General features: G+C 62.3%; 17 protein-coding genes. 7 read left to right on the top strand and 10 right to left on the bottom strand.

The features are described from left to right. Positions 1-259: 259 nt before the first annotated feature. Positions 260-880: an H-NS histone family protein gene (locus G3N97_RS39960; protein ID WP_277397734.1), complete on the bottom strand. Its 621-nt coding sequence runs from the start codon at positions 878-880 to the stop codon at positions 260-262. 115 nt (positions 881-995) lie between these two features. Here G3N97_RS39960 and G3N97_RS12945 point away from each other — a divergent pair, with 115 nt between their 5' ends. The 4 genes from G3N97_RS12945 to G3N97_RS12930 all read left to right on the top strand — a co-directional run bounded on the left by G3N97_RS12945 (position 996) and on the right by G3N97_RS12930 (position 4,033). Then, a complete protein-coding gene (locus G3N97_RS12945; protein WP_205993564.1) occupies positions 996-1,415 on the top strand; it encodes a hypothetical protein in 420 nt (139 codons plus the stop codon). 74 nt (positions 1,416-1,489) lie between these two features. Beyond that, entirely contained in the window at positions 1,490-1,894 is a 405-nt protein-coding gene (locus G3N97_RS12940; RefSeq protein ID WP_241030553.1) for a helix-turn-helix domain-containing protein, read from the top strand. A 466-nt stretch (positions 1,895-2,360) separates the two neighbouring features. Further along, entirely contained in the window at positions 2,361-3,584 is a 1,224-nt protein-coding gene (locus G3N97_RS12935; RefSeq protein ID WP_205993563.1) for an MFS transporter, read from the top strand. A gap of 68 nt (positions 3,585-3,652) precedes the next feature. Then, positions 3,653-4,033 carry a hypothetical protein gene (locus G3N97_RS12930; protein WP_205993562.1) on the top strand — a complete coding sequence of 127 codons (381 nt, stop codon included), beginning with the start codon at positions 3,653-3,655 and terminating at the stop codon, positions 4,031-4,033. A 65-nt stretch (positions 4,034-4,098) separates the two neighbouring features. Here the strand turns inward: G3N97_RS12930 and phbB are convergent, their stop codons facing one another. From phbB to G3N97_RS12905, 5 genes are all read right to left on the bottom strand, one after another. Continuing rightward, the gene (phbB, locus tag G3N97_RS12925; RefSeq protein ID WP_205993561.1) at positions 4,099-4,842 is read right to left on the bottom strand and encodes an acetoacetyl-CoA reductase; all 744 of its coding nucleotides are present in this window, start codon (positions 4,840-4,842) and stop codon (positions 4,099-4,101) included. A 210-nt stretch (positions 4,843-5,052) separates the two neighbouring features. After that, a complete protein-coding gene (locus G3N97_RS12920) occupies positions 5,053-6,234 on the bottom strand; it encodes an acetyl-CoA C-acetyltransferase (protein ID WP_205993560.1) in 1,182 nt (393 codons plus the stop codon). Between the two features lie 204 nt (positions 6,235-6,438). Continuing rightward, positions 6,439-6,978 (bottom strand): TIGR01841 family phasin, encoded by a 540-nt coding sequence (phaP, locus tag G3N97_RS12915; protein ID WP_205993559.1) that lies wholly within the window; start codon positions 6,976-6,978, stop codon positions 6,439-6,441. A gap of 328 nt (positions 6,979-7,306) precedes the next feature. Then, positions 7,307-8,431 (bottom strand): porin, encoded by a 1,125-nt coding sequence (locus tag G3N97_RS12910; protein WP_205993577.1) that lies wholly within the window; start codon positions 8,429-8,431, stop codon positions 7,307-7,309. 195 nt (positions 8,432-8,626) lie between these two features. Continuing rightward, positions 8,627-8,773, bottom strand: coding sequence for a hypothetical protein (locus tag G3N97_RS12905; RefSeq protein WP_205993558.1), 147 nt, complete (start codon positions 8,771-8,773; stop codon positions 8,627-8,629). A gap of 322 nt (positions 8,774-9,095) precedes the next feature. Here G3N97_RS12905 and G3N97_RS12900 point away from each other — a divergent pair, with 322 nt between their 5' ends. Beyond that, complete coding sequence (locus G3N97_RS12900) at positions 9,096-9,350, top strand: hypothetical protein (RefSeq protein ID WP_205993557.1); 255 nt, start codon at positions 9,096-9,098, stop codon at positions 9,348-9,350. Here G3N97_RS12900 and G3N97_RS12895 read toward each other — a convergent pair. Then, complete coding sequence (locus G3N97_RS12895) at positions 9,337-9,495, bottom strand: hypothetical protein (RefSeq protein WP_205993583.1); 159 nt, start codon at positions 9,493-9,495, stop codon at positions 9,337-9,339. The two genes, G3N97_RS12900 and G3N97_RS12895, sit on opposite strands and share 14 nt — an antisense overlap. Between G3N97_RS12895 and G3N97_RS12890 the strand changes: the two genes are divergently transcribed. Beyond that, on the top strand, positions 9,455-11,119 hold the full coding sequence (locus tag G3N97_RS12890) for an alkaline phosphatase family protein (RefSeq protein WP_205993556.1): 1,665 nt from the start codon (positions 9,455-9,457) through the stop codon (positions 11,117-11,119). The two genes, G3N97_RS12895 and G3N97_RS12890, sit on opposite strands and share 41 nt — an antisense overlap. A 170-nt stretch (positions 11,120-11,289) precedes the next feature. Further along, positions 11,290-13,647, top strand: coding sequence for a DNA polymerase II (locus tag G3N97_RS12885; RefSeq protein WP_241030557.1), 2,358 nt, complete (start codon positions 11,290-11,292; stop codon positions 13,645-13,647). A gap of 48 nt (positions 13,648-13,695) precedes the next feature. Here the strand turns inward: G3N97_RS12885 and G3N97_RS12880 are convergent, their stop codons facing one another. From G3N97_RS12880 to G3N97_RS12870, 3 genes are all read right to left on the bottom strand, one after another. Next, positions 13,696-14,295, bottom strand: coding sequence for a GNAT family protein (locus tag G3N97_RS12880; RefSeq protein ID WP_205993554.1), 600 nt, complete (start codon positions 14,293-14,295; stop codon positions 13,696-13,698). Beyond that, positions 14,292-16,316: a heavy metal translocating P-type ATPase gene (locus G3N97_RS12875; protein WP_241030552.1), complete on the bottom strand. Its 2,025-nt coding sequence runs from the start codon at positions 16,314-16,316 to the stop codon at positions 14,292-14,294. Before G3N97_RS12875 ends, G3N97_RS12880 begins: the two co-directional genes overlap by 4 nt. After that, the coding region (locus tag G3N97_RS12870; RefSeq protein ID WP_205993553.1) for an SPFH domain-containing protein at positions 16,313-17,153 on the bottom strand (841 nt) is incomplete at its 5' end. The genes G3N97_RS12875 and G3N97_RS12870, both read right to left, overlap by 4 nt.

The following is a 17,153-nucleotide window of genomic DNA, read 5'->3' as shown; positions in this document are numbered from 1 at the left end:
CCCGCGCGATTCGAGGCTAACTGCAAATGGGAGGAAGTCGAGTGGATTGGCGCAGTGCAGCAGAATGCTACGCGCGATTTCAGACTGGATAAGCGGAAGATAAACCGACTCGATGTTGAAGTGAGCGGTCGAAGGCAATGAAGCGAGAGAGATTGAAACAATGAAGTGGTGGAGCAATTAACAACCGCGGCCAGCCTTGCGCCATCGAAAAGGCGGAGCAGCGCTCCGCCAGCCACGGTTATTCAACTGCTATGCGGTTTTATTCCGCAGCCGCTGCCGGTGCTGCAGCAGTCGTTGCCGGCTTTGCAGCCGTCTTGCGCGGCGCACCGCGCTTTTTCGCAGCGACAGTCTTGCGAGCGCGCGTGGCGCCAGCCGGAGCTGCAGCGCGACGGCCAGCGGCCTTTTTCGTAGCGACCGGCTTTTTCGCAGCCGCGCGTTTTGCCGGTGCTTTCTTTGCAGCGGCTGCCTTGCTTTCCACCGCGCCGGCGATCAGGAATTTCGAGCGGTCTTTCACGTCACGAATCCAGGCCGGTGCACGGCCACGACCGGTCCACGTTGCGCCCGTTTTCGGGTCGGCGTATTTCGGCGCGACCGGCGCGCTTGCACGCCGGGTTTTAACGACGCCGTTCGCGGCCTTCACGCCCGGTTTGCGACCGCGCCGTTTCCCGACAAAGCTTTCGATATCGACGAGGCTCAAGCCATGCTTGTGCATCAGATCGCGAATTTTCGCGAGGCCGACCGACGTCTGCTTTTCCGCAATGGCGGACGCCTGCTTCTGGAGTTTTGCAATTTTCGAGTTGATCGAGTCGAGCGTAACCATTCTTCCCTCCCTGTCAGGAATGCGTCTCGCGGCTCTGCCTGAAAAAGACTTCTTTGGCATCTCGAAGTTTGGCCGGAGACATTGTGGCGATATCATTGCGCCAAACAGATTATGAAGGCAAAGCGGCAACACTTGCAAATTGCGTGTCCGTATTCGATCAATAGACGGGCTGAATTTGACTTTTTCGCCACGAAAATCTTTCGAACGCTTTCACCGCAAGCTAACAGCGAACGAAATACCCGGTCATTTTTCTCTTCGCATGCCATGTCGTGCGCTCGACGTGCACGGTCCGCAATTTCAAAAATTGAAACATAAGGCGCTTGTGCATGCGCTAGCGCAGGCTTCTATCGCTGTGAAAAAAAGCGCTGTGCTGTCTTTACCGCATTTTTTATGCAAGACCGGCATCGTGATTTCGGCTATCGCTATCGCGCACGTCCGCGTTGGTGTTTTTCTTTTAAGAACGATGATGCTGCGCGAGACAAACACGAGACAAACGCGAGGCAAACGCGAGCCAAATGCGAGACGTAGCGATTCGATCCGTGAGCCAATGACGTGGCGAATTGAAGCGATCGATAGCGTCCATCGAGAAGTCTAAATCGTCATTGCTCGCGATAAGCGGCTCTCATTGAAGGGCGCTTTTGCGCTCGTGTTTGCTCTCAACAGCGCCTCATGAAAGTGGACCAGGAATCGCTCGAGGCACAAGATCTGCTCCCACCCGCCCCACTCAGCCGCCGAGGCACTCATTGTCATGCGCACAATTTTGCGCAATCGAGATCGAAGTGGTCTAACATGCGCACAATCATGCGCAAAAATGTCCCCAACGAATCGAATACCGACGCCGAACGTCTCGGCAGCAGCCTGCGCGACGCCCGGCGCGAGCGCAAGCTCACGCAACAGACACTCGCCGATCACGCCCGCGTCGCGCGCCGCACGATCACCAATGCGGAATGCTCGGGCAGTGTCGGCGTAAAAGAGTTTTGCCGAATGGCGAATGCGCTCGGCTATGAACTCGTGTTGCGCCCTGTCGGATCGGCGGCGCTCGAAGACCTTCCCGACGTCTTCACGGACGGCTAAACGCGCGCGCAATAAATTCTGTTGCATAACGGTGGCGAAAAAAGCGGCGCTCGAAACGCCGGAATTCCGCATGCCGAGCGACGCGCGCGTATTTCGACCATTCGCTCGCCGTGCATCCGATGGCGCACTGACGCGGTGTTGTCATGCGCGATCGCGCAACAGGTGATACGCTGCGAACCGGTCTTGCCTGACAAATGACGAAATGCCGGGCAAAGAGCCGGACAAAACCGCGGCCGAGCCCAAGCCAGCCGAACGCCAACCGAACTGCCCATTCCCCAATGCCCGTTAGCGGCATCCACGGCTTTCGTCTGCGCATTCGCCTCGCACTACTTTTTTGCCTCCGTTTTTGCACTTAATTTGTGCATTTATTTTGTTCATTTAACCTGCTGCATCCGTCAACCCGCTTTCCACCACGCCAAATGGGCGAATCGCCCATCGAGTACGCAATAAGTCTTTAGAAAAAATCATGAGTGCCTCTGCAGAAACCCCTGTTCGGGAAGAACACGTCGAGCGCGTTGTGGCGCCCATCGAGCCGCCGCACGGACTCGGCATCGCCGAACTGTCGCTTGCCCTCGGCGGATTCGCCATCGGCACCGCCGAATTCGCCGCGATGGGCATCCTGCCCGAAATGGCCGGCGATCTGCACGTATCGATTCCGCAAGCGGGCCATATGATCAGCGCGTATGCGGCGGGCGTCGTCGTTGGCGCGCCGTTGATCACCGTATTGCTCGCGAGAATGCCGCGCCGCGCACTGCTGATTCTGCTGATGCTGCTTTACGCGATCGGCAATGGCGCGAGCGCGATTTTCCACAGCTATTCGCTTGTGCTCGTAAGCCGCTTTATTGCCGGTCTGCCGCACGGCGCGTATTTCGGCCTGGCCGCGCTCGCCGCCGCCGCGCTCGTGCCGCCGCACAAACGCGGCGCGGCCATCGGCAAGGTCATGCTGGGCCTGAGCGTCGCGAATGTGATCGGCGTGCCGGTCGCCACCTGGCTCGGTCAAGGGCTCGGCTGGCAGGCGTGTTTCGCGGCGGTGGCGATCATCGCGCTCGTCACGGCGGGCATGATCGCGTGGTCGGTGCCGACATTGCCGATGTCGAACAAAGCGAGCCCGCTGACCGAACTCGGCGCGCTCGGCCGTCCGCAAGTGCTGCTCACGCTGCTCGCCTCGGCGGTCGGATTCGGCGGCATTTTCTCGGTTTATAGCTACGTGGCGTCCACGCTCACCGAAGTCACGCACGTCGCCAGCTATCACGTGCCGTGGGCGCTCGCGCTGATCGGCGTCGGCATGATTCTCGGCAATATGGCCTGCGGCTGGCTCGCCGACCGCTGGCTCAAGCGCACCATGTTCGGCATGTACGCGTTCACGGCGGTCATCCTGCTCGTGTTCGTGGTCGCCGCGCCGCACCTCTGGGCGATGCTGCCGATCCTGTTCTGCGTGGGCTTCGGTTCGGCCTGCACGCCGGCGTTCCAGTCGCGCCTGATGGACGTGGCCGGCGACGCGCAATCGCTCGCCGCCGCGCTCAATCACAGCGCGTTCAATATCGCCAATGCGCTCGGCGCGTGGCTCGGCGGCATCGTGATCGCGATGGGTTTCGGCTGGATCGCGACGGGCTGGGTGGGCGCGATTCTCGCGGCGCTCGGCATCGCCGTGCTGATGGTGTCGTTCTCGCTCGACCGCAAGACGGCCTGAGCGACGCGATCACGTATGATGTTTCGCGAGGTCCCGCGCGTGGCGGGACCGTCGAGGAACCGAACGCCATGCCGTCTTCCATCCGCAATTCGCTCGTCTGGATTTTCGACGCCTTCGAGCGCGAGCCAAACTACGTCCGCAAGCTGATGTTCGGCTGCGACGCCGCCTATATCGACGGCCTGCTCTGTCTGATTGCCGCCGATCGCGGCGAGCCCTGGAGCGGCATGCTCGTGTGCACGTCGAAAGACCGTCACGCCGCGCTGATCGACGCGATTCCGGCGCTGCGTCCACATCCCGTGCTCGGAAAATGGCTGTATATCTCGCAGGCCGACCCGGCCTTCGAAACAGTCGTGGAAGAATTGACGGCCCTCGTGCTCGCGCGCGATCCGCGCGTGGGCGTCGAGCCCAAGCCGCGTAATCGCAGCCGCAAGAGCCTGTTGCCGAAATAATGGCGCAATGGACAACGCGCGCAACAAGGCGCGCGTTGTCTTCACGTCAATACTGCATCACTGCATTACTGCATGTGCTGGCCGCCGTTGATCGGAATATTCGCGCCGGTCACGAAACCTGCGTCGTCCGAACACAGGAACAGCACGAGCGCCGCCACTTCGTCCGGATTGCCGAGTCGGCCCATCGGAATTTGCGGCAGGATCTTCGAATCGAGAATGTCCTGCGGAATCGCGGTGACCATTTTCGTCGCGAGATAACCCGGCGAAATCGTATTCACCGTCACGCCCTTGCGCGCCACTTCCAGCGCGAGCGATTTGGTGAAACCGTGCATACCGGCTTTCGCCGCCGCGTAATTGGTCTGCCCTACCGAACCCTTCGAGCCGTTCACCGACGAAATATTGATGATGCGCCCCCACGCGCGCTCCACCATGCCGTCGCACAAAGGCTTCGAGATATTGAAGATCGAGTCGAGATTCGTGCGCAGCACCGCGTCCCAGTTCACCTTGTCGAGCTTGCGGAACGTCATGTCGCGCGTGATGCCGGCGTTGTTCACCAGAATATCGATCGGACCGATTTCGCTCTGAATCTTGTTGGCGCCGCGCTGGCACGAGTCGTAATCCGCCACGTCCATCGCATACGCATGAAATCCGCGGCCCGCCGATTCCATGCGCGACAGCCAGTCCTTCGCTCCGGCGTTATCGGGTGAATGCGTCACAACGACCTTGTAGCCCGCGTCGTGCAGGCGCACGCTGATCGCCTCGCCAAGACCGCCCATTCCGCCCGTTACCAATGCAATACGATTAGTCATCCTGTATATCCGCGAGAGTCATACATCAAATAATGGCGTGACACCACTCGAGGGTCCGTCACGTTGTTCGTTGCCCGGCAAGCGTCGTGTGTGTGGGGACGCTGCAAGCAAGCGCGCGCGGGTTTTACTAACGTCTGATATTGCGCGAACACTTTATTGGGGCCGCCGGCACGCCGGCGCCGTGCGGACCCCATCAACCTTAAAGGAGGATCAGCCGCGCTCGATTGCGAGCGCCACGCCCATGCCGCCGCCGATGCACAGCGACGCCAGACCGCGCTTGGCGTCGCGGCGCTGCATTTCGTGCAGCAGCGTCACCAGAATCCGGCAACCCGATGCGCCGATCGGATGGCCGATCGCAATCGCCCCGCCGTTCACGTTGATCTTCGACGTGTCCCAGCCCATCTGCTTGTTCACCGCGAGCGCCTGCGCCGCGAACGCCTCGTTGATCTCCATGAGATCGAGATCGCTCGCCGACCAGCCCGCGCGTTCCAGGCAGCGCTTCGACGCCGGCACCGGACCGATGCCCATCACCTTCGGATCGACGCCCGCGCTCGCGTACGCCTTGATGCGCGCGAGCGGCTTCAAACCGAGTTCTTCGGCCTTCTTCGCCGACATCACGACCACCGCCGCCGCGCCGTCGTTGATGCCCGACGCATTCGCCGCCGTCACCGTGCCTTCCTTCGAGAACGCCGGCTTCAGGCCCGCGAGCGATTCCGCCGTCACGCCGTGACGCACGAATTCGTCGGTCTTGAAGACGAGCGGATCGCCCTTGCGCTGCGGAATTTCGACCGGCACGATTTCGTCGTCGAAACGACCGGCTTTCTGCGCGGCCTCCGCCTTGTTCTGCGAAGCCGCAGCGAACGCGTCCTGCTCTTCGCGCGTAATGCCATATTCCTTTGCGACGTTCTCCGCCGTGACGCCCATGTGGTACTGGTTGTACACGTCCCACAGACCGTCGACGATCATGCTGTCGATGAGCTTCGCATCGCCCATGCGGAAGCCGTCGCGCGAGCCCGGCAGCACATGCGGCGCCGCGCTCATGTTTTCCTGACCGCCCGCCACGACGATCTCGGCGTCGCCTGCGATGATCGCGTTCGCAGCCAGCATCACCGCTTTCAGGCCCGAACCGCAGACCTTGTTGATCGTCATCGCCGGCACCGCCGCCGGAAGACCCGCCTTGATCGAAGCCTGACGCGCCACATTCTGGCCCGAACCGGCCGTCAGCACCTGACCCAGGATCACGTCGCTGACCTGCTCGGGCTTCAGTCCCACACGCTCCAGCGCCGCCTTGATGACGATGGCGCCCAGATCCGGCGCGGCCACCTTCGCGAGCGAGCCACCGAACTTGCCTACCGCGGTGCGTGCGGCCGAAACGATCACAATCTCAGTCATTTTCCATTCCTGCGTTAGAAGTACTCACGAAATCCGCGATGCATATTCACGCTGATTAAAACGATCCGTCACGCATGCGAAGATGCGATCGCCGCGGCGAATTGAGGTCTTATCACACGTGAATGACGAATCGGTGAAACCGGGAAAGACGATGCGCACACAACATCGTGCGCGTCGTCTTTCCACGTCATGTAAAGCGAAGAATTATTGTTTTGCAGCGACGGTGGCGGTGGCCGCTGCGCTGGCCGTGTCGAATTGACTTTGCGTCGCTTCGACGGCCTGACGGGTCATGCCGCGAATGCTTTCAGCGGCATTGCCGAATGCGGAAAAGGTGGAACGCATTGCCGCGATAAAAGCTTCCGAACCCGCGGGTGCGTGTTGCGAAAACTGGTCGGTGAACGCCTTCAGATTGCGCTCCTGCTGCGTGGCCTGCGCCTGCGCGGCGTCGGTCCATGCGGCTTGCGTCTTCGTGGCGATGTCAAACAGATGGCGGCTATACGAGAGGCTTTTCGCAGCGAGTTGCTGCGATGCATTCACCTGCTGCGTGAAGAACTCCACCGGGCTGCCGGTCTGCAGTGCGCCCTTGAATGCGGCTTCGTTCTCGTTGAGCGCCGCGCGCGCTGCCTGCATGTTGAGCGCGACCACCGCTTCCGCGCCTTGCCATGCGGGCGTGATCAGAGCAAACCAGGTCGCGACGCCAGATTCGTAATTGGCGCGAAGATGCTCGGGTGCGGAAACAGTCATCGACGATGCTCCATGATTAGAAATGCTAAATAGATTGACTAAATGGCGCATCGAAAATCGGCCCGGAACGTAGCGTTCGATCTCTCATTTCAGCTGCCTGCAAGCTTCGCGGCGCCATTTAGAGACTTGATTCTAAGCCACAAATTTAACAATTTTGTGCAATACGGAATTAGGTATTAACCCTGGGCTATCCGCTATGGGTGTATTTTTTGCAGTTGTCAGGCAAATGGAGAATACCCTTTAAATACAGGCTAAAACGTATTAGCGCGCGTTGTGCGGCCCAATACCGCAACCGGACAACGCATCGCATGGGCATGAGGTCAGACGATCAGAAGCCGTGAATGAGTGCAATGCGATAAAGCATCTGGTTTTCTCCAGACGAAATATCGGCCGAACCCGGAATGTTTGCGTAGTCGAATTGAGTGCCGGTATGCGCGCTGACGGCATGTTGCCACGCGCCTTCGAGATAAATTGACGTGCGCGGCGAGAGGTCGTAATTGAGCTTGAGACTCAGCTGATGCCATTTCGGGCGGAAGCTGCCGACGCTCGAAGTGAGATTCGCCTGGGTGTAGGTGTACGCGCCGCCGAGATACAGCGCATGCGTGAAGTGATAGAGCGCGTTGACTTCGACGTTGTCGAATTTCCACGCGTGCCAGGTTCCGCCTGTGGGCTGCGTCGCGCCGCCATCGGATGTGAAATAGGCATTCGCGGTCGGGTCGTAAACATCGACATGCGAATACGCAATGCCGAGCAGCCAGTTCGAAAACGCATAATTCGCACCCACGCCGATATTCTGTTGCGACGTCGCATTGAAGGTGCTGTCGTCGGACACTGCGCCCGATGTCGTGCCGGGGTGATTCAGCTTCAAATACGACGCCGCGACCGTCAATCCGCCGTGTACGTATTGCGCGGCGAATCCATAAAGGCGGTTGTCCGCGAATCCGCCCGCCTGATTGCTGAACGCATACATCGCTTCCGCGCTGAATCCGTGGTAAGTCGGCGAAACGTATTTGACGGCGTTATTCGCGCGGAACGAGTAGTCGGTGTTGTCGTTGTCGTAGGGGTGCGCAAAGATATAGCCGGTCCAGTTGCCATTGGCCGTCGTTGGCGAAAACATATCGACGCTCGGATCGTACTGGCGGCCCAGCGTCAGCGTACCGTACTGGTCGGAGGCGATGCCCACCCACGCTTGACGTCCGAATTCGCGGCCGCCCTGGCTATTGCGTCCGGTATTCACGTCGAAACCGTTTTCAAGCTGGAAGATCGCGCGTGTGCCGCGGCCGAGATCCTCGCTGCCCTTCAATCCCCAGCGGCTGCCATAGTCGTAACCGCTTTCCAGTTGATACGCACTTTGGCCCCGCGCGTTGCTCGTGTAGTTGAGCCCGTCTTCGATCTTGCCGTACAGCGTGACGCTGCTTTGCGCGTGGGCCGCGCCGCTCGCGACCAGCGCCATAAACAGCAGGCCGCCGCTTTTTCCCCATGTTCTTGCGTACAAATCCAATCTCCCCGATCCAATAGGAACGGCACGGCGCGCAAGCCGTGTCGATCCGTTGTTGATGAAGGGAGGAGTGTCGAATACCGATATTTTCGAACTAAGGGCTTGTGCAAGAAGGGACCGTTGCGAGATCCGGTGGAATCACTGCGCGCGTCAACGCTGCTGCGTGACCGATGCAATTGCATCGCGACGCACTTTGTCGATGTACTTGCCCAGCGCGACCGTGGAAATCACGCCCACGGCGAGCGTGATGGCGAATGCGGCGAGATGTTCGAGCGGCGAGTTGGAATTGTTGATCATGTGCGTGGCTCCGTTGCGCGTCGTTAAGCGCGCTGTGATTTCGGTGACTGCGCCAATCGAAGTGAGTGGGCACGTAATGCAATGTACGCCCGCATCCGGACAGTCGATGTCCGGATACGACAACGCATTCGGCCAATAAAAAATCCGTCGCAATCGGACAGCATCTGTCCAATTGACGACCGACCATGCGGGCCATTGCCACTCTCCACGCAGCCCGCATGAAGACCATCAACGCAACGCATCCTCCTATTCGCGCGCTCGCCATCGACGTGATTCACATCGAGATGTCGATCGCGCAGCGCGACTCGAAAACGTGGTCCGCGTGAATCGCGCGAGTCCGCCGAGTCCGCCGAGTCCTTATACGCCACGCAATCTCGACGCCGCCATCGCACACCTCGAACGCGCCATCGAAGCCGATCGCGAAGCCGCCGTATTCGGACTTCATTACTGGCTCGAACGCGTACAGCAAGCGCTCGCCACGCCCGGCATCGTGATCGCGCAAACGCGACGTCTCGAACATTTGCGTCAGCGACTCGTCGTGTCGGCCGAAGCTGCAACTGCAATCAATTCCAGGTAATAAAATGTAATTGAAAGTCGAGCGTCACCGCGCGGACGTAATACGCCTGCAAATTTTCACTGATTTTTTTCGCGTGATTTCCCCACGAACGAATGAGGTGAACAATGAAGACAGCACGGCGGTGGAAAGCGGCAAAAGCGGTCATGACGGCGACGCTCGGCGCCGGCGCACTCGCGCTCGGTGGCGTCCACGCGCCCGCGCAGGCGGGCGAAGCGTCGGATATCAAACATGTCTTGCTGATCAGTTTCGACGGTCTGCACGAACAGGATGTTTCGCGCTGCATCAGCGGCAATACCTGTCCGAATCTCGCGCTGCTCGCGAAATCGGGTGTGACGTATACGAACGCTTATACGCCGGGCCTTTCCGATTCTTTCCCCGGACTCGCCGCGCTCGTCACCGGCGGCTCGCCGAAATCGGCCGGTCTTTTCTATGACGTCTCCTACGACCGCACGCTTTACGCACCGAACGACACGGGCTGCGTCGGCAAGCAGGGCTGGAATGTCGTATTCGACGAAACCACCGGCATCGATGCAGAAAACGGCGGCGCGCTCGTGCATCTCGACGGCGGCGGCGCATTCAATCCGCAAGCGATTCCGCGCGCACGTGTGGGCAAGAAATGCGTGCCGGTCTTTCCGCACGATTACGTGAAAACCAACACGATCTTCGAAGTCGTGAAGCAGAATCTGAGCGGTTCGCGCACCGCCTGGGCCGACAAGCACGCGTGGGGTTACGACTGGCTCAACGGACCGTCGGGACGCGGCGTGGACGATCTCGCGCGCACCGAAATCAATTCGATCGATCCCGCCACGCAAACGAATTACACCGATATTTATACGCACACCGAGCAGTTCGACGACTTTCACGTGCAGGCGATCCTGAATCAGATTGGCGGCAAGGATTCCACCGGCACGCGCGACGAACCGGTGCCCACGCTGTTCGGCACCAACTTCCAGACCTTGAGCGTCGCGCAGAAAGCGACGGTCGCGTCGGGCGGCGGCTATCTCGACGCGAGCTTCACGCCGGGACCGGAAGTCACGAATGCGATCGCGTATCTCGACACGTCGCTGGGCCGCATCGTCGCTGCGCTTCAGCAGCAGAATCTGTACAAGTCCACGCTCATCATCGTGACCGCGAAGCACGGACAGTCGCCCACCGACCACAGCAAGCTCGTGAAGAACGGCGACACGCTGACCGCGCTGCTCGAAGCCAACAATTATCTCGATCCGAACGGCCAGTTCGGCCAGAACGCCACGAAGAGCGGCAATCTGAACGACGGCACCGGGCTCGTGAATACCGGCTTCGTGCAGACCGACGACGTGGGCCTGATCTGGCTGCGCGATCAAAGCCAGCGCGACGCGGTGGTCGCCACGCTCAAGCGCAATCTGTCGTGCAACGCGCCCGGCATCTGCGCCGATGGTCCGCAAGCGTATGTGCTCACGGGCAACGCGCTGCAACAGCGTTTCGGCGATCCGGCGCAAGGCCGCACGCCCGATATCGTCGTGCAGCCGAATCCGGGCGTGATCTACACGTCGAGCAAATCGAAGGACGAGGAACACGGCGGCAACGCGCCCGACGACAGCCATCTCGGCCTCGTGGTGTCGTACGCCGGTTTGCACCACGGCGGTCGCAAGGTGACGGAGCGCGTCGAAACCACCCAGGTCGCGCCGACGATCTTGCGCGCGCTCGATCTCGATCCGCATCTGCTGCACTCGGTCGAACTCGAAGGCACACGCTCGCTGCCGTCGCTCGGCTTGCGCGGCGACGAGTAATCCCCGCAGCGCGGACGCCCGGCGCGGCGTCCGCGCGTCCACACATCCGCACGTCCGCGCCCGCATGCAGCGGTACAATGCCTGCAATCCAAGCAGGCCTGCGGGTACGGGACGTGAGCGAGTTTCAGGGTGAATTGACGGCGGGCGCCGATGCCGACGCGCAGGCGAGTTTGAACGAGGGCTTCATCCTCACCCGCCATTGGCGCGACACGCCCACGCATACCGAAGTCGACTTCTGGCTGGCCACGCCGACCGGGCCGCGTCAGTTGCGTCTGCGCGCGCAGACCTCGGTGGCCTTCGTGCCGGTCGAGCAGCAGGACGCGGCGCGCGCCGAATTCGACGCGAAAACCGGCGTGGAATGGCGTCCGCTCGGATTGAAGGACTTTCATCAGCGGCCCGTGCTCGGGCTTTACGCGCGCCAGTATCGGCACTTGTCCGGCGCGGCGAAGCGGCTCGCGAAATCCGGCGTGAATGTCTATGAAGCCGATATTCAGCCGCCCGACCGCTACATGATGGAGCGTTTCATCACCGCGCCCGTGCTGTTTCGCGGCACGCCCGACGCGCGCGGCGTGCTGATCGACGGCGAGATGAAGCCCGCGAGCGATTATCGTCCCGCGTTGAAACTCGTGTCGCTCGATATTGAAACCAGCGCACGCGGCGAACTGTATTCGATCGCGCTCGAAGGTTGCGGACAACGTCAGGTGTATATGCTCGCGCCTGAGAATGGCGATGCGAGCGGGCTCGATTTCGATTTCGAGTATTGCGACACCCGCGCGCAGATGCTGGAGCGCCTGAATGCGTGGATGGCGCGGCACGATCCCGATGCGATTATCGGCTGGAATCTCGTGCAATTCGATTTGCGCGTGCTGCACGAACATTCGCGTCAATATGGCGTGCCATTGCGCCTCGGCCGCGGTGGCGCCGTCATGGAATGGCGCGAGCACAGCATCAATCAGAATCACTATTTCGCCGCGGCGGCGGGCCGATTGATTATCGACGGCATCGAGGCCCTGCGTTCCGCGACCTGGAGTTTTCCGTCGTTCAGTCTCGAATCGGTGTCGCAAACGCTGCTGGGCGAAGGCAAGTCGATCGACAATCCGTATCAGCGCATGGACGAAATCCAGCGCCGCTTCGACGAAGACAAACCCGCGCTCGCACGCTACAACCTCAAAGACTGCGAACTCGTTACGCGCATCTTCGAGAAGACCGAATTGATCGCGTTTCTGCTGGAACGCGCCTCGGTTACGGGCTTGCCCGTGGATCGCAGCGGCGGTTCGGTCGCGGCTTTCACGCATCTATATTTGCCGCGCATGCATCGGCTCGGTTATGTCGCGCCCAATCTCGGCGACATCGTGGGCGAAAACAGCCCCGGCGGTTTCGTGATGGATTCGCGGCCCGGCATTTACGATTCGGTCCTCGTGCTCGATTACAAGAGCCTGTATCCGTCGATTATCCGCACGTTTCTGATTGATCCGGTCGGGCTGATCGAGGGCTTGCGTCAGCCCGGCGACGACGCCTCCGTGCCCGGCTTTCTCGGCGCGCGATTCTCGCGCACGATGCACTGTCTGCCCGAAATCGTGCGGCAGGTATGGGAAGGCCGCGAACAGGCCAAACGCATGAAGAACGCGCCGCTTTCGCAAGCGCTCAAGATCATCATGAATGCGTTTTACGGCGTGCTCGGTTCGACGGGTTGCCGTTTTTTCGATCCGCGTCTCGCCTCGTCGATCACCATGCGCGGCCACGAAATCATGCGTAAAACGCGTGAATTGATCGAGTCGCAAGGTTACGACGTGATTTACGGCGATACCGATTCGACCTTCGTCTGGCTCAAGCGCGCGCATTCGGAAGAGGACGCCACGCGCACGGGCCGCGAACTGGTCGCGCACGTCAACGCCTGGTGGAAAGCGCATCTTCAGACGCGCTTCGGTCTGGAAAGCGCGCTTGAACTGCAGTTCGAGCGTCATTATTCGCGCTTTCTGATGCCCACCGTGCGCGGCGCCGAAGAAGGCAGCAAGAAGCGATACGCGGGCCTGTCGCGCGCGAAAGACGGCAGCGAAGAAATCGTGTTCAAGGGACTCGAAACCGTACGCACCGACTGGACGCCGCTCGCGCAGCAATTCCAGCGCGAACTCTATCGCCGCGTGTTTCAGCGCGAGCCGTACGCCGACTATATTCGCGACTATGTGCAACGGACCTTGCGTGGCGAATTCGACGACCAACTGGTGTTTCGCAAACGGCTGCGCCGCCCGCTCAGCGAATATCAGCGCAATGTGCCGCCGCATGTGCGCGCCGCGCGTGTCGCCGACGAGTTCAATCGCCAGCTTGGCCGTCCGCTGCAATATCAGAACGGCGGCTGGATCAGCTACGTGATGACCACGGCCGGTCCCGAACCGCTCGAAACGCTCAGTTCGCCGCTCGATTACGCGTTCTATCTCTCGCGTCAGTTGCAGCCGGTCGCCGATGCAATTCTGCCGTTCCTGCGCGAAGAATTCGAAACCGTGATTTCCGGCCAGGCGAGTCTCTTCTAGTTTTCGAACGCGCGCGAAATCACGCGAATTCACGCGAATTCACGCAGATTAACGCAACTTCAAACGCGCTTCGAGATTCGCCCGCACGTCCGGCCATTCGTCGTCGATGATGGAAAAGCGCACGGAATTGCGTTTGCGTCCATCGGGCATGATGCGTTCGTGGCGTACGATGCCTTCCTGTTTCGCACCGATGCGCAAAATAGCCGCGCGCGATTTCTCGTTCAATTCGTCGGTGGTGAATTGCACGCGCACACACTGCAGCGTGTCGAACGCATAAGTCAGCAGCAGATATTTCGCCTCGGTATTCGCCGCCGAGCGTTGCATCGACGCCGAGAGCCACGTATGGCCGATTTCGAGTTTGCGATTCGCGCGGTCGAGTTTCCAGAAACGCGTGCTGCCGATCACGCGCCCCGTCGCGCGCTGCACGATCGCGAACGGCATGACGGTGCCCGCGCGCTCGCCTTCGAGCGCCTTGTCGATATAGGCGTCGGCGGTGCCCGGTCCCGGCACCACGGTCACTTTGAGATTCCAGAGTTCGCCGTCGGCGGCGGCATCGATCAGGGCGCGTGCGTCGTCGGCGCGCAGCGGACGCAGTTCGACGATGTCGCCCGTTAGAGTCGGCGTCGAATGGGAAGACGTGTCGTTCATGATGGTTCGTGTGTTGGCGTTGGGCGCGAAGTGGCGTGCTGCTCGTGGTCCTCGCGGCGCAGCAGGCGGCCCGCGTTCGCGATCACGACGAACGTGCCCACGTTATGCAGGATCGCCGTCGCCACCGCGCTCAATGCGCCCAGCGCCGCCAGCGCGATCACGGCCACCGTCCACGTCAAGCCGATCGCGGCGTTGGCCGTGGCGATGCGGCGACAACGGCGGCCCAGCCGGATGCAGTCGGGCAGGCGGCGCAGATCGTCGGCGAGCAACACCACGTCGGCGGATGCCACGGCGATGTCGATACCGCGTTCGCCCATCGCCACGCTCGTCGAGCCCGCCTTGATCGCGAGCACGTCGTTCAGGCCGTCGCCGACCACGAGCGGATGATGCCCGGCATCGATCTCGCCCAGCACGTAATCGAGCTTGTCGTGCGGCAGCGCCTGCGCCACCACGGTCGCGATGCCAACCTGCGCCGCCAGCTTGTGCGCCACGTCCGCGCGGTCGCCGGTCACGAGCGCTTCGCGTTCGATGCCGAGCGCGCGCAGATCGGCGAGCGCCTCGCGCGCCTCGGCGCGCAAGGTATCCGCGAAACCGAACCACGCGAGCAGCTTGCCGTTTTGCACGAGCCCTGCACGCGGGCCGTCGAATTCAGCGGGCGCGGACGGCAGCACATCCACGTATTGCGCGAGCAGTTCGTCGCGGCCCAGCACGGCTTCGCCGTTGCGCGTGTTCGCGTGCACGCCGAGGCCGCGAAGCTCGCGCAGATCGTGCACGTCCTGTGCCTGCGCTTCGGCTTCCGCATTCAGACCGTCGCGCACCAGCGCGCGGCACACCGGATGCGCGCTGCCTTGCGCGAGCCGCACGGCCAGCGCGCGCGCCTGCGCTTCGTTCACGCCAGGCTGCCACGCGATCTGCGTGACGCGCAACTCGCCGTGCGTGAGCGTGCCGGTCTTGTCGATCACGAGCGAATCGATCTCGGCGATCTTGTCGAGAAACGCCGCATTGCGAAACAGCATGCCGCGCCGCGCGCCCGCCGCGATGCCCGCGATGGCCGTCGCCGGCGCGGCCAGCACGAGCGCGCACGGGCAAGCCGCGACGATCACCGCGAGCATCGCCGACGCGTTCGCGCTCACGAACCAGACAATCGCCGCGATCAGCAACACGAGCGCGAGATAGGCGTCCATATAGCGTTCGAGCGCCTGCGTGATGGGCGGCTTCGCGGCTTCCGCGCGCTGCATCAACTCGACGACCTTGCCGAGCGTCGACGCCTCGCCGACCTGCGTGACCTCCACGCGCAGCGGTCCGTCGAGATTGATCGCGCCGCCGTAGACGCTCGCGCCTTCGGCGGCGTCCTGCGGCAGCGACTCGCCGGTGATCGGGCCGTTGTCGACGCTCGACCGGCCTTCGCGCACGCACCCGTCGGCGGGGATGCGCGCGCCCGGCAGCACGTCGACGAGATCGCCGGGACGCAGCGCGTCGTACGCGACTTCCTCGATCGCGCCCGTCGCGCTCACGCGCCGCACGATGCCCGAGGTGAGCCGTCCGAGCGCGCGGATCGCTTCCTGCGAGCCGAGCACGCTGCGTTCTTCGAGCGCGTGGCCGAAGGTCATCACGATGGGCAGCAGCGCGGCGGTCGTCATGTCGCCGACGGCCCACGCACCCAGCATCGCGAGCGCAATCAGCCGGTCGGTCACGCCGTGCAGGCTCGGCGACTTGAGGCTGTGCCACGCGCCCGCGAACACCGGCGGCGCGACGACGATCGAAGCGGCCGCCGCGAGCAATTGCGCGAGCGTCGCGTCGCCCTGAACGAGATGCGGCCACGCGAGCGAGAGCAGCAGCAAACCGCCCGAGATCAGCGCGAGCAGCGTGTGGCGCGTGATCGCGCGGCGCTCCTCGGCGGACATCGCGAGGCCGGGCGCGAGGTGATCGGCGTGGGCTTCGTGCGCATCGTGAGGCGCGTCGTGCGGGTCGAGGTTCGCTGCATCGCCTTCGAGCGCTTCCGTTTGCGTATTCATCGTCATGGCGCGCGTCCCGGCAAGACGAGGCTCGACGCGTCGTTCGGATCGAGCGTCGTCACGCGCGCGGCCTTGGCCAGCACGGCCTGCACGCGCTCGCGATACGCACGCGCGACCAGCCCCGGATCGTGATCCTGCGCGAGCGCCGCTTCGAGCTGCGCGATCGTCGAGGTTTCGGACTGCGCCGTCGCCACGCGTTCGGCGGCGCTCGCCTGCGCGTCCTGCACGATGCGGTCGGCGTTCTGCTGCGCGCCCTGGCGCGTTTTCTCGGCGATCGTGCGCGCCTTCGCGACATCGCGCTCGGCGTTTTGCATCGACGTCAACACCGCATTGAACGCGTCGATCGCCGAGCCCGGAAACGACGCCTGCACGTCCACCCGCGCGACTTCGATGCCGAGGCTCGCATGCGCGGCCGCGAGCGCATCGAGATGACGCTGGATCGCGCGCGCGAGGTCGCCGCGCAACTGTTCGCGGCGCACGGCCATCTGCTGATCGGCGGCCACCATTTCGGGTCGCGCGACGAGAATCGCATCGAGGTCGCGCTGCGCCGTCGTCTCCACGACCGCCGCGCTGACGATGCGTTCGAGCGCGTCGTCGAGATGATCGAGTTGCAGCGCGTAGGCATAGGGATCGGCGACGCGATAGAACAGCGTCGCGCTCACCTGCACCACGCCGCTGTCGCCGGTCAGCACGTAGCCCGAACCGGCGAGCGCGTCGCTGTCGAGGCCGAGCGTGGCGCTCGCGCGCGGATCGCGCGACAGCGACACGATGCGCCGCTCCAGCACGCGCTCGCTGCCCGGCACGAGCAGCACGCTCTCGAACGGACGCGGCCACGCCACGAGC

It is taken from the genome of Paraburkholderia sp. Ac-20347 (genome assembly GCF_017104805.1).
Classification (GTDB): domain Bacteria; phylum Pseudomonadota; class Gammaproteobacteria; order Burkholderiales; family Burkholderiaceae; genus Paraburkholderia; species Paraburkholderia tropica.
Note: the sequence above shows the minus strand (reverse complement) of the source record. Positions and strands in the feature narration are given on the sequence as shown.